Below are 13,282 nucleotides of genomic sequence, written 5' to 3' on the forward strand. Positions count from 1 at the left end.
TATGGCGAACGAGCCTCGAAGGATGACCGGCCCGGATTCCGGGGCCGCATCCTTCGAGGCTCGCTACGCTCGCGCCTCAGGATGACCGGGCGAGAGTGCGCGTGTTTTGGGAGAGCCTAAAGACATTAACGGCCGGGACAAGCCCGGCCGTTCCATCAGTTCAATTGCGATGGCCTGAGAGCGTCAGCCCTTCACCAGCACCGGACCGGTGCCTTGCGGCCGCTCGTTCTCGCTCATGACGCCGAGGCGCCGCGCGACGTCGGTATAGGCTTCGAGCAACCCACCCATGTCGCGGCGGAAGCGGTCCTTGTCGAGCTTCTCGTTGGACTTGAGGTCCCACAGCCGGCACGAATCCGGCGACAGCTCGTCGGCGACCACGATCCGCATCAGGTCGTTTTCCCAGAGCCGGCCGCACTCCATCTTGAAATCGACGAGACGGATGCCGACGCCGAGGAAGAGGCCGCACATGAAATCGTTAACGCGTATGGCAAGCGCCATCACGTCGTCGATCTCCTGCGGGGTGGCCCAGCCGAACGCCGTGATGTGCTCTTCCGACACCATCGGATCGTTGAGCTGATCGTTCTTGTAATAGAACTCGATGATCGAGCGCGGCAACTGGGTGCCTTCCTCGATGCCCAGCCGCGTCGCGAGCGAACCAGCCGCGACGTTTCGCACCACGATCTCGAGCGGAATGATCTCGACCTCGCGAATCAACTGCTCGCGCATGTTGAGCCGGCGGATGAAATGCGTCGGCACGCCGATATCGTTAAGACGCTGAAACAGATATTCGGAGATGCGGTTGTTAAGGACGCCCTTGCCTTCGATCACCTGATGCTTCTTGGCGTTGAAAGCGGTCGCGTCGTCCTTGAAGTGCTGGATCAAGGTGCCAGGTTCCGGGCCCTCATAGAGGACCTTCGCCTTGCCTTCATAGATGCGGCGACGGCGGCTCATCGGGGTGTACCGTGGTTTGTTAAAATCCATCGAGATGCCGTGGCTCCAGTTGGGATCGGTCCGCGGCGGCAAGCGGCTGGCTCGAGAGTCAGTAGAATCGAACGCCTTACCGTTTACGACCAAAACCTATCCGATCGGGTGGGACAGCACAATCGACATAAGCCCTCATCCCGGAGCACGCAACAGACGCCTGCGACACTGCGGTGGATCGCCTTGACGCACTGGGACTGTTGTGCAAACCGCACAGAGACCATAATTTGCTACAAACTTCCGCCATAGAGAACATAGTCCCATGAAGCAGACAGCGAGACTTCACTGAAGCTGTCGCGATTTGGGAACGTTCGATCTGTAACCGTTTACGAGGGGCGACATGACGACATTCGATAAACGCGAAGAAGGTTTTGAAAAGCAGTTCGCGCATGATGAGGAACTGCGCTTCAAGGCCAATGCACGGCGCAACAAGCTTCTCGGCGCATGGGCGGCGACGCAAATGGGCTTGAGCGGCGCCGATGCCGACGCTTATGCCAAGGAGGTCGTGATGGCCGACTTCGAAGAGGCTGGCGACGAGGACGTGTTCCGCAAGGTCCGCAAGGATTTCGACGCGAAAGGCGTCAAGCAGACCGACCAACAGATCCGCACCACGATGACGACGCTGATGGCGGAAGCCATCACCCTCATTAAAGCCGGAAAATAACCACCAAACGGACGATCTCACGATGGCTGCGCTTCCAGGTTTTTCTCTCGCCCGCAGGCTGGCCGCGGGCGAGACCGTCTACACCGGCTGGTGCGCCCTGCCCGCGCCGGTCGTGGCCGAGTCGATTGCTCGTGAAGGCTTCAACACGGTCACGATCGATCAGCAGCACGGCCTGTGGGACACCGCAGCCACGGCGACCGCGATCATGGCCATCCGCTCGGTGGGCGCGGCGCCCGTCGTGCGCATTCCGCTCGGCGCATTCGCGGCGGCGAGCCGCTCGCTCGACCTCGGCGCCGAAGGCATCATCGCGCCGATGATCAACACGGTGGCGGACGCAAAGGCGTTCGTCGAAGCCACGAAATTCACGCCGCTTGGCGAGCGGAGCTGGGGCCCGATGCGGGCTCTCACGCTCGCCGGCATCGGCGACCCAAAGGCGTATTTGCACAACGCCAACGAGAACACCGTCACGCTCGCGATGATCGAGACCAGGACCGCGATGGCAAACATCGATGCGATCGCGGCGGTGCCAGGCATCGATGTGCTGTTCGTGGGCCCGTCGGATTTGTCGATCGAGCTGAGCGACGGCAAGGACCTCGATCCGCACTCGCCGGCCGTCGAAGCCGCGCTCGACAGGATCATCGCGGCTTGCCGCAAGGCCGGCAAGATCGCAGGGCTCTACTGCCTCAACGCCGAGCGCGCGGTGGCCTGCGCCAAGCGCGGCATGCGCTTCCTCGCGGTCGGCAGCGATTTGACCTTCCTGCGCGCCGGCACCGCTGCGCAGATCAAGGTGTTGAAGGGCTGAGAGTGCCGGCTGAAAGAGCCGGGCCGTATCCTTCGAGGCTCGCTGCGCTCGCGCCTCAGGATGACGGTGTGAGAAGAGCAATCGCTGCAGCGTCGTTGTACCAAGCTCCGTTCCGTCCCCGTCATCCTGAGGCGCGAACGTCGCGAGCCTCGAAGGAGACGGCCCCGATGGCTAGCGCGCGACCGTATCGATCTCCGCCGCGACGGAGCTGAGCACTGCAGACAGATCCCGCTCCACCTCGGCCATCTCAACGTCGATCACCCGATAACCCCGCTCCGTGAGCCAGGCCCGCCGCTCGGCGCGCGCCGTCACCGCCGTGTCCGTCTCTTCCACCGGGATCAGCTCCATCACGGCCTTGAGCGGAAACGACACGATGTCGGTGACGTGCGGGCCGACCGGCACCTGGCGCTTGAAGCCCTGGCCGATGAAGCGCTTGTCGCGCATCAGCGCGTCCCAGAACGTGCGCTCGGCCTCGGTCGGGTTGCGGCGAAGGAGCCGCGCCAGGCCGCGCACCGGGCCGCGCTCGTTCGGCACCCGGCCCTGGCCATGCTCGGCGAGCAGCGTTCGCAGCAACGCCGCCTCGTCGCCGTTCAACAAGCCGCCCCGCGCCGGACCCTTGCGGCCTTCGACCAGCGACATCACCACGCCATGCAGCGTGCGGATGTCCTGCTGGGTCGGATTCATCCGCGTGAAGATGTTGCGCAGGTTGATCTGCATGGTCGCTCGCTTGTCCGGCGGGCGGAAGAACTCGACCTTTTCCAATTCGTGTTCGAGCATCGTGAAGAACGCGTGGAGCTGCTGCTTCGACACCGGCGGCGAGCGGTCCGGCATGGCAAACGGCAGCGCGCCCGCGGTCGCGTGCTTGAACCACTCGTAGGCGACGATGATCACGGCCTGGGCGAGGTTGAGCGACGCGAAGGCCGGATTGACCGGCAGCGTCAGGATGTAATCGGCGAGCGCGACCTCGTCGTTCTCGAGCCCCGAACGTTCGCGGCCGAACAAAATGCCGACCGTCTCGCCGGCTGCCACCGGCGCGGCCATCGTCTTTGCGGCCCCGGCCGCGTCGATCACCGGCTTCGCCTGGTCATGGGCCCGCGCCGTGGTCGCCAGCACCAGCGTGCAATCGGCGATGGCGGCCTCGACGCTCTCGTAGAGCACGGCGTCGTCCAGAATCCGGTCGGCGCCGGACGCCATTTTCTTGGCCTGCGGGTTCGGCCATTCCTCGCGCGGCTTGACCAGTCGCAGCCTGGACAGGCCGAAATTCGCCATGGCGCGGGCCGCCGACCCGATGTTCTCGCCAAGCTGCGGCTCGACCAGAATCACCACCGGCCCCGGCTGAACAACCCATCGCTTGGTCTTGTCGGTGCCTGCACCCGCCATCAAATCCTCTCAGCCCCCTCGCCTGGAGCATTTTCCGGCGAAGTGTGAAGCCGTTCGCCGCGCTTCCGTCTCCGAAGGGAGCGGAAACGGCTCTAGCCCATTCCTGCGGCAAAAGTCGACTTTCACCGTCCCCCCGCTTGGCAGAAGGCGTCCCTGACGCTATGACCCGACCGCCGAACTCCCGTCAGTCGGATCCCCGGTTGGCGGTCTCCGCGCCGAGAACAATTCATTTGAGGGCCCGGGGGAAAAAGCCTTTCCCCGCACCCGTCGATGGTCAGTTTCCGGTCGGCCCAACCCACGCACGGCGACCAGAGGTGCTAGCATGCCAAATCCCGAAATCATGTGGACAAAAGTCGACGAAGCCCCGGCTCTCGCGACCTATTCCCTGCTGCCGATCGTCAAAGCCTTCGTGGGCGCGGCGGGTGTGTCGGTGACGCTGAAGGACATCTCGCTCGCCGGCCGCATCCTCGCAGTGTTCCCCGAGAAGCTCACGCTGGCGCAACGCATCAACGACGAGCTCACCGAGCTCGGCAATCTCACGTTGAAGCCCGAAGCCAACATCATGAAGCTGCCGAACATCTCGGCCTCGATCCCGCAGCTCAAGGCTGCGATCAAGGAGCTGCAGGGCAAGGGCTACGCCGTTCCCGACTATCCGGACAATCCGACGACGGACGCCGAGAAGGAGATCAAAACCCGCTACGGCCGGGTGTTCGGCAGCGTCGTCAACCCGATCCTCCGCGAAGGCAATTCCGACCGCCGCGCGGCCGCCGCGGTCAAGAACTACGCCCGCAAGAACCCGCACAAGATGGGCGTCTGGAGCAAGGACTCCAAATCGCACGTGGCCCACATGTCGGGCGGCGACTACTTCGGCTCGGAAATCGCGACCACGGTCGACAAAGCGACCAACGTTCGTATCGAGCTGGTCGAAGCCGGCGGCAAGACCACGGTGCTGAAGGCCAAGACGGCGCTCGATGCCGGCGAGATCATCGACGCGGCGGTGATGAGCGCCAAGGCGTTGCGCAAATTCTTCGCCGAGCAGATCGAGGACGCCAAGAAGCAAGGCGTGCTGTTCTCGCTGCACGTCAAGGCGACGATGATGAAGATCGCCGACCCGATCGTGTTCGGCCACGTCGTATCGGTGTTCTTCTCCGACGTGATCGAGAAGCACGCCGCCACGCTGAAGAAGCTCGGCGTCAACCTCAACAACGGCTTCGGCGATCTCCTGACCAAGATCGAGACGCTGCCGGAGGCCGAGAAGAAAGCGATCAAGGACGACATCGCCGCCGAGTACGCCAAGCGGCCGGGCCTCGCCATGGTCAATTCCGACAAGGGCATCACCGGCCTGCATGTGCCGAGCGACTTCATCATCGACGCCTCGATCCCGGCGATGATCCGCGAGTCCGGTCGCATGTGGGGCCCGGATGGCAAGCTGCATGACACCAAGGCCGTCGTTCCCGATCGCGCTTATGCGCGGCTGTTCCAGACGGTCATCGAGGACTGCAAGGCCAACGGCGCCTTCGACCCGAAGACCATGGGTTCGGTGCCGAACGTCGGCCTGATGGCGCAGAAGGCCGAGGAGTACGGCTCGCACGACAAGACGTTCGAGGTTCCGGCGAGCGGCACGGTCCGCGTCGTCACGGACGACGGCAAGGTGCTGCTGGAGCGTCCGGTCGAGGCCGGTGACATTTTCCGCATGTGCGAGCTCAAGGACGCAGCCGTGCGGGATTGGGTCAAGCTCGGTGTGCGCCGCGCGCGCCTCACCAACACGCCCGCGGTGTTCTGGCTCGACAAGAACCGCGCGCACGACGCGCAGCTCATCGCCAAGGTCGAGACCTACCTGAAGGATCAGGACACCAAGGGGCTCGACATCCGCATTCTGGCCCCGGTCGATGCGATGAAATTCTCGCTCGAGCGGATCCGCAAGGGTCAGGACACGATCTCGGTCACCGGCAACATTCTGCGGGATTATCTGACTGATCTGTTCCCGATCATGGAGCTCGGCACCTCGGCCAAGATGCTCTCGGTCGTTCCGCTGCTGGCGGGCGGCGGCATGTTCGAGACCGGCGCCGGCGGCTCGGCGCCCAAGCATGTCGAGCAGTTCCAGCAGGAAGGCTATCTGCGCTGGGATTCGCTCGGTGAGTTCCTGGCGCTCGGCGCATCGCTCGAGCATTTGGGCCACACCTACAAGAACCCCAAGGCTCTGGTTCTCGCCGAGGCGCTCGACACGGCCATCGGCCAGTTCCTCGACAATAACCGCAATCCCGCCCGCAAGGTCGGCGAGATCGACAACCGCGGCAGCCATTTCTACCTCGCCCTGTACTGGGCTCAGGCGCTGGCCGCGCAGACCAAGGATGCGGAGCTGCAGGCCAAGTTCAAGCCGCTGGCCGAGGCGCTCGCCAAGAACGAGGCGAAGATCAACGGCGAGTTGATCGGCGCGCAAGGCAAGAAGGTCGACATGGGTGGTTACTATCTGCCCGACGACGCCAAGGCGTCGGCCGCGATGCGGCCGAGCACGACGCTGAACGCGGCCCTCGCCGCGATCTGACGCGGCGCCCGCTGCGGCGGATATCTGCCAAGACCGATGACCCGCTCGATGACGAACTCATCGAGCGGGTTTTTCGTGCGCGCCCGGAACGGCTCGAATCCAAGGACTGACGCGGCTTTCACGGCACGAAAGTCAGTGCTATAGAGCCGCCGCGCCGGCTCTATAGACGTGGGCTCCTTCAATGGCAAAGATCAAGGTGAAGAATCCGGTCGTCGAGATGGACGGCGACGAGATGACCCGGATCATCTGGCAGTTCATCAAAGACAAGCTGATCCATCCGTATCTCGACATCGACCTGCTCTACTACGATCTCAGCGTCCAGAAGCGCGACGAGACCAGCGACCAGATCACCATCGATGCCGCCAACAAGACCAAAGAGGTCGGCGTCGCTGTGAAGTGCGCCACCATCACGCCGGACGAAGGCCGCGTGAAGGAGTTCAACCTCAAGGAAATGTGGCGGTCGCCGAACGGCACCATCCGCAACATCCTGGGCGGCACGATTTTCCGCGAGCCGATCATCTGCAAGAACATTCCGCGCCTGGTGCCGGGCTGGACCCAGCCGATCGTGATCGGCCGCCACGCCTTCGGCGATCAGTATCGCGCCACCGATTTCAAGTTCCCCGGGCCGGGCACGCTGACGATCAAGTTCACCGGCAACGACGGCAAGGTGATCGAGCGCGAGGTGTTCAAGGCGCCGGGCTCCGGCGTCACGATGGCGATGTACAACCTCGACGACTCGATCCGCGATTTTGCGAAGGCCTCGTTCAACTACGGCCTCAGCCGCAACTACTCGGTCTACCTGTCGACCAAGAACACCATCCTGAAGCAGTACGACGGCCGCTTCATGGAGCTGTTCCAGGAGATCTTCGACAAGGAGTTCAAGGCCGAGTTCGACAAGCGCAAGATCGTCTACCAGCACCGCCTGATCGACGACATGGTTGCTTCTGCGCTGAAGTGGTCGGGCGGCTACGTCTGGGCCTGCAAGAACTACGACGGCGACGTGCAGTCCGACACCGTGGCGCAGGGTTTCGGCTCGCTCGGCCTGATGACCTCTGTTCTGATGACGCCGGACGGCAAGGTGGTCGAGGCGGAAGCCGCGCACGGCACCGTGACGCGCCACTATCGCGAGCACCAGAAGGGAAACGAAACATCGACCAACTCGATGGCATCGATCTTTGCCTGGACGCGCGGCCTCGCGCACCGCGCCAAGCTCGACGGCACGCCCGACCTCGCGAAGTTCGCGGCCACGCTCGAGAAGGTCTGTGTCGACACCGTCGAGGCCGGCTCCATGACCAAGGATCTGGCGCTGCTCGTCGGCCCGGATCAGCGCTGGCTCTCGACCACGGGCTTCCTCGACAAGATCGACGCGAATCTCAAGAAGGCGATGGCTTAAGTCGCCGGTTCCTCCGAACAACTCCAGCCGGGAGGGCGGTCGAAAGGCCGCCCTTTTTTCTTTTGGCGTTCGGTCTCACAGCGTGGCCAGCACGCGCTCGATCCCTTGCGCGATGCGGCCCCAGCCTGAGCCCATCGCGTCGTAAGCCGCATCGTTCTGCGGCGAGCGGAAGCCCGCGTGCTCCATTTTGAGATGCGTGCCGCCCTCGACCGGCGTCAGCGTGAAGGTCACCGTGGAGTCGAGCCGCGAGCCGTAGGTCTGGTTGCTCGCAACGCCACCGACCCAAGAATAGCGCAACAGGCGGTGCAGCTCGCAGGCCAGCACCTCGCATTGCACGGTGCCGTCCCAATCGCCCATCGGCTTGGCCTTGAAGGTGAAGCGGTGGCCGACCTCGGCGCGGAAGTCATTCGCCATCAGCCACTGCGCGATCAGCGCGCCTTCGGTGAGCGCGCGCCACACCCTGTCGGGCGGATAGGCGAGCCGCCGCTCGATGACGATGGAACGCGACGCGGTCATTTGTCCAACTCGCTCAGCAGGCGCTCGAGGTTGTCGAGCCGCTTGGTCCAGAATTCGGCGTAGGTCTCAAGCCAGCCGGCCAGCGGGCTCAGGCCCTGAGGTCGCGCGCGATAGTGCACGTGGCGGCCTTCGCGCCGCTCGGTCACGAGGCCGGCCTCACGCAGCGCGCGCAGATGCTGCGACACCGCGGGCTGCGACACGCGCGTGCCTGCGACCAGCGCACCGGCGGTGATCTCCTGCTCGCGCGCGATGCGCTCGAACACCGCCCTTCGAGTCGGATCGGCGAGAGTTTTCATCACGTCGTTCAACTGCGGGACAGCGCTCATTCTCTATATATAAGCACACACTTATATAAAAATCAAAGCGCGAGGCCCACAGCGGGAAGCCGTGCAAAGTTCCCAAAAGGCGTGGTGTTAAGCCCCGAGCGCGCTTTCGATCGCCTGCAGCGCGGCGTCGGCCTTGGTGCCGTCCGGGCCGCCGGCCTGGGCCATGTCGGGACGGCCGCCGCCGCCCTTGCCGCCCAGAGCCTCGGCGCCCTTCTTCACCAGGTCGACCGCGTTGAAGCGCGCGGTGAGGTCCTGCGTGACGCCGACCACGACGCCGGCCTTGCCGTCGTCGGAGGTGCCGACGATCGCGACCACGCCGGAGCCGATCTGCTTCTTGCCCTCGTCGGCAAGGCTGCGCAGGTCCTTCAGGTCGATGCCCGACACCGAACGCGCCAAGAGCTTGACGTCGCCGATGCTGCGCACGCCGTCATCGCCCGATGCCTTGCCGCCGCCGCCCATCGCGAGCTTCTTCTTGGCATCCGACAGATCGCGCTCGAGCTTCTTGCGCTCATCGAGCAGCGACACGACGCGCGCCGGCAGGTCTTCGAGCGTGGTCTTGAGCTCGGACGATGCATGCTTGGCAAGATTGACCGCATGCTGCGCCGACTTGCGCGCCGCGGTGCCGGTGAGCGCCTCGACACGGCGCACGCCCGCAGCGACGCCCGAATCCGACAGACCGAAGATCAGCCCGATGTCGCCGGTGCGGCGCACATGCGTGCCGCCGCAAAGCTCCACCGACCAGCCCAGGGTGTTGCCGGAGCCCTCACCCATCGCAACGACGCGGACCTCGTCGCCATACTTCTCGCCGAACAGCGCGCGGGCGCCGGAGGCGCGCGCGTCGTCTAGCGCCATCAGCCGCGTGGTGACGGGCGAGTTCTGCAGCACGTAGTCGTTCGCCATGTCCTCGACGCGCTCGATCTCTTCGGCGGTCATGGGCTTGGGATGCGAGAAGTCGAAGCGCAGCCGGTCGGGCGCGACCATCGAGCCCTTCTGCGCGACGTGATCGCCCAGCACCTGGCGCAGCGCCTCGTGCAGCAGATGCGTCGCCGAATGGTTGCGACGGATCGCCGAGCGGCGCGTGTGATCGACGTTGAGCGCAAGCGCCATGCCGACCTTGAGCGCGCCCTGCTCGACCTTGCCGTGATGCACGAACAAGTCGCCGGCTTCTTTTTGCGTGTCGCTCACCGCAAAGCGGACGCCGTCAGCGGTCATCGTTCCGGTGTCGCCCAACTGTCCGCCGGACTCGCCGTAGAACGGCGTCTGGTTGACGATCACGACGCCGGTCTCGCCGGCCTTCAGTTCATTGACCTCTTTGCCGTCGCGCACGAGAGCCGTGACGACGCCCTCGGCGGTCTCGGTCTCGTAGCCCAGGAACTCGGTGGCGCCGAGCTTCTCGCGGATCGGGAACCAGGCGGTGGAGGCCGCGGCCTCGCCGGAGCCCGACCAGGACGCGCGCGCCTTGGCCTTCTGCTGCTCCATGGCGGCATTGAAGCCCGTGACGTCGACGCCGATGCCGCGCGGACGGAGCGCGTCCTGTGTCAGATCGAGCGGGAAGCCATAGGTGTCGTAGAGCGTAAACGCGGTCTCGCCCTTGAGGCTGTCGCCTTGCTTCAGCGCCTTCGATTCGTCGTCGAGGATGGCAAGGCCGCGCTCCAGCGTCTTGCGGAAGCGCGTCTCCTCGAGCTTCAGCGTTTCCGAGATCAGCGACTCGGCGCGCGTGAGCTCCGGATAGGCCTGGCCCATCTCGCGGGTCAGCGTCGGCACGAGCCTCCACATCAGCGGCTCGCGGGCGCCGAGCAGCTCGGCGTGGCGCATGGCCCGCCGCATGATGCGACGGAGCACGTAGCCGCGGCCCTCGTTCGACGGCAGCACGCCGTCGGCGATCAGGAAGGCCGAGGCGCGGAGATGATCGGCGATGACCCGGTGCGACGCCTTCTGCGCGCCGTCGGGCGAGACTTTCGTCAGCTCGGCGATGGTGCCGATCAGCGCGCGGAACAGATCGATCGCGTAGTTGTCGTGGGTGCCCTGCAAGACCGCGGCGATGCGCTCGAGCCCCATGCCGGTGTCGATCGAGGGCCGCGGCAGGTTCGAGCGCTGCCCGCCGGCCTGCTGCTCATACTGCATGAACACCAGGTTCCAGATCTCGATGAAGCGGTCGCCATCGGCGTCGGGCGAGCCCGGGGGGCCGCCAGGGATCTTGTCGCCGTGGTCGTAGAAGATTTCCGAGCACGGACCGCAGGGGCCGGTGTCGCCCATCTGCCAGAAGTTGTCGGCGCCGGCGATCCGGATGATGCGGGACTCGGGCAGCCCCGAGATCTTCTTCCAGAGCCCGAACGCCTCGTCGTCGTCGATGTAGACGGTCGCGGTGAGCTTGTCCTTCGGCAGGCCGAACTCTTTCGTGATCAGGTTCCAGGCGAGCTCAATGGCGCGGTCCTTGAAGTAGTCGCCGAACGAGAAGTTGCCGAGCATCTCGAAGAACGTGTGGTGGCGCGCCGTGTAGCCGACATTGTCGAGGTCGTTGTGCTTGCCGCCGGCACGCACGCATTTCTGCGCCGTGACCGCCCGCTGGTAGGGGCGTTTCTCGAGCCCGGTGAAGACGTTCTTGAACTGCACCATGCCGGCATTGGTGAACATCAGAGTCGGGTCGTTGCGCGGCACGAGCGGCGACGACGGCACGGGCTCGTGGCCGTTCTTGGCGAAGTAGTCGATGAAGCCCTTGCGGATATCGTTGACGCCGCTCATTCGGCCGACCTGATCCTTGTCACGGCCGAACGTGGCGGCCCTTGATGTTTCAAGGGGATATGTAGCGGCGGGGTCTCGGACTGTCCAGGAACGGGCTGGAAAGCCCCGGGTTGCGGGGCCGTTTCGGTGGGCCGCACCGAAAAGCGTGGCATTCTCAGGTTTCCAGCCCCGCGGTTTTCCAGAAAGAAAAGCGCCCCCGACGTCGGCCGGGAGCGCAACTCACTCAAGCGTTTCCAGAAGCGATGCCGCGGGCCGATCAGGCCTCCGCGGCCTCGTCGTCATCGTCGCCCTCTTCCTTGTTGGTGATCTGGTCGGAGATCAGGCCGGAGTTCTGCCGGATCGCGGCCTCGATCTGGGCCGCCATCTCCGGATTCTCCTTGAGGAAGGTCTTGGCGTTCTCGCGGCCCTGACCGATGCGCTGGCTGTCATAGGAGAACCAGGCGCCGGACTTCTCGACCACGCCGGCCTTGACGCCGAAGTCGATCAGCTCGCCGGTCTTCGACACGCCCTCGCCGTACATGATGTCGAACTCGACCTGCTTGAACGGAGGGGCGAGCTTGTTCTTGACCACCTTGACGCGGGTCTGGTTGCCGACCACCTCGTCGCGGTCCTTGATCGAGCCGATGCGGCGGATGTCGAGGCGCACGGACGCGTAGAACTTCAGCGCATTGCCGCCGGTGGTGGTTTCCGGCGAGCCGTACATCACGCCGATCTTCATGCGGATCTGGTTGATGAAGATGACCATGGTGTGGGACTTGTTGATCGAGGCGGTGAGCTTGCGCAGCGCCTGAGACATCAAACGCGCCTGCAGGCCCGGCAGCGCGTCGCCCATCTCGCCTTCGAGCTCGGCGCGCGGCACCAGCGCCGCAACCGAGTCCACCACCAGCACGTCGATCGCACCCGAACGGACCAGCGTGTCGGCGATCTCCAGCGCCTGCTCGCCGTGGTCGGGCTGCGAGATCAGGAGGTCGTCGACATTGACGCCGAGCTTGCGCGCATAGACCGGGTCGAGCGCGTGCTCCGCGTCGATGAAGGCGCAAATGCCGCCCTTCTTCTGGGCCTCGGCAACGGTGTGCAAAGCGAGCGTGGTCTTGCCGGAGGATTCCGGCCCATAGATTTCGACCACCCGGCCGCGCGGCAGACCGCCGACGCCGAGCGCGATATCGAGCCCCAAAGAACCTGTGGAAATGGTCTCGATCTCGAGCTTATTGGCGCCCTTGCCGAGCTTCATGATCGAGCCCTTGCCGAAATTCCGCTCGATCTGGGACAGCGCGGCGTCCAGCGCCTTCGATTTATCCATGGAAGCACCTTCAACTACGCGCAAAGCGGCCGGGGCCATTGTCGTCGCTCCTTATGACCGGGATTCGGAGGTCTCACAAACGGGCACCCCTCCCGGGTAATGCGCCCGTGTTTGATTGAGGAGCCAGCGTACACTGTTTGTTCTATGTTCGCAATATGTTCTTTTCAGAAACTTGGTACTGGCCTGTTTCGACCCCTAGTGGCCTATTTTGAATCATGCAGTGGCCTGTTTTGAATCTTGTGCGATTTGTCGCCTTCCGCGCCCGGTTCCCGGAACGTTAGCGCGATCAACGCATTCCCCGATGTGTATGTAAAAAGACAACGGGGCGAAAATGCCAGACGGGAACGGGTTTCGGATGCGAGCGCTGCGGGTTTTGGAGCGAGCCGAACAGACTGCCGATCCTGCGGAACGCCGGGAGCTTGGGAAGCTCGCTGAGTCATACCTGAGGCTGGCCGACGAAGCGGACGGCATGCAAAAGCCAGCCACACAATATCCGGGCAGTGGAACGGAAGACCAGCACGTAAGCTAACCGAACAGACGCGGACTCATTCTCGGGAAAACGAGCAAAACGGGACAGCCTCTAGGGTCTAGCGCGCCTAGCCTGCACATCGTCGGTACGTCTTCGGTGTGAGG

Annotated in this window: 10 protein-coding genes; 4 read left to right on the forward strand and 6 right to left on the reverse strand. The window is 64.3% G+C overall.

The window, feature by feature from the left end; all coding sequences use genetic code 11:
- Window positions 1–183: 183 nt before the first annotated feature.
- On the reverse strand, window positions 184–951 hold the full coding sequence (purC, locus tag RHPLAN_RS25985) for a phosphoribosylaminoimidazolesuccinocarboxamide synthase (protein WP_198164492.1): 768 nt from the start codon (window positions 949–951) through the stop codon (window positions 184–186).
- Between the two features lie 370 nt (window positions 952–1,321).
- Here purC and RHPLAN_RS25990 point away from each other — a divergent pair, with 370 nt between their 5' ends.
- A complete protein-coding gene (locus tag RHPLAN_RS25990) occupies window positions 1,322–1,645 on the forward strand; it encodes a DUF1476 domain-containing protein (RefSeq protein ID WP_068024120.1) in 324 nt (107 codons plus the stop codon).
- A gap of 22 nt (window positions 1,646–1,667) precedes the next feature.
- Window positions 1,668–2,447, forward strand: coding sequence for an HpcH/HpaI aldolase family protein (locus RHPLAN_RS25995; RefSeq protein ID WP_068024123.1), 780 nt, complete (start codon window positions 1,668–1,670; stop codon window positions 2,445–2,447).
- A 171-nt stretch (window positions 2,448–2,618) separates the two neighbouring features.
- Here the strand turns inward: RHPLAN_RS25995 and RHPLAN_RS26000 are convergent, their stop codons facing one another.
- The gene (locus RHPLAN_RS26000) at window positions 2,619–3,827 is read right to left on the reverse strand and encodes a TrmJ/YjtD family RNA methyltransferase (protein ID WP_068024126.1); all 1,209 of its coding nucleotides are present in this window, start codon (window positions 3,825–3,827) and stop codon (window positions 2,619–2,621) included.
- 322 nt (window positions 3,828–4,149) lie between these two features.
- Between RHPLAN_RS26000 and RHPLAN_RS26005 the strand changes: the two genes are divergently transcribed.
- Together RHPLAN_RS26005 and RHPLAN_RS26010 are read left to right on the forward strand one after the other, a co-directional pair.
- Window positions 4,150–6,372: an NADP-dependent isocitrate dehydrogenase gene (locus RHPLAN_RS26005; protein WP_068024128.1), complete on the forward strand. Its 2,223-nt coding sequence runs from the start codon at window positions 4,150–4,152 to the stop codon at window positions 6,370–6,372.
- 181 nt (window positions 6,373–6,553) lie between these two features.
- On the forward strand, window positions 6,554–7,765 hold the full coding sequence (locus RHPLAN_RS26010; RefSeq protein WP_068024130.1) for an NADP-dependent isocitrate dehydrogenase: 1,212 nt from the start codon (window positions 6,554–6,556) through the stop codon (window positions 7,763–7,765).
- 75 nt (window positions 7,766–7,840) lie between these two features.
- Here RHPLAN_RS26010 and RHPLAN_RS26015 read toward each other — a convergent pair whose 3' ends face one another.
- The 4 genes from RHPLAN_RS26015 to recA form a co-directional block, all read right to left on the reverse strand.
- Window positions 7,841–8,281, reverse strand: coding sequence for an SRPBCC family protein (locus RHPLAN_RS26015; protein ID WP_068024134.1), 441 nt, complete (start codon window positions 8,279–8,281; stop codon window positions 7,841–7,843).
- On the reverse strand, window positions 8,278–8,607 hold the full coding sequence (locus tag RHPLAN_RS26020) for an ArsR/SmtB family transcription factor (RefSeq protein ID WP_068024137.1): 330 nt from the start codon (window positions 8,605–8,607) through the stop codon (window positions 8,278–8,280). The genes RHPLAN_RS26015 and RHPLAN_RS26020 overlap by 4 nt, the downstream gene beginning before the upstream one ends.
- Before the next feature lie 87 nt (window positions 8,608–8,694).
- Window positions 8,695–11,349: an alanine--tRNA ligase gene (alaS, locus tag RHPLAN_RS26025; protein ID WP_068024141.1), complete on the reverse strand. Its 2,655-nt coding sequence runs from the start codon at window positions 11,347–11,349 to the stop codon at window positions 8,695–8,697.
- 256 nt (window positions 11,350–11,605) lie between these two features.
- Entirely contained in the window at window positions 11,606–12,688 is a 1,083-nt protein-coding gene (gene recA, locus RHPLAN_RS26030) for a recombinase RecA (RefSeq protein WP_068024144.1), read from the reverse strand.
- Window positions 12,689–13,282 lie beyond the last annotated feature (594 nt).

Source organism: Rhodoplanes sp. Z2-YC6860, assembly GCF_001579845.1.
In the GTDB taxonomy this organism is placed as follows: domain Bacteria; phylum Pseudomonadota; class Alphaproteobacteria; order Rhizobiales; family Xanthobacteraceae; genus Z2-YC6860.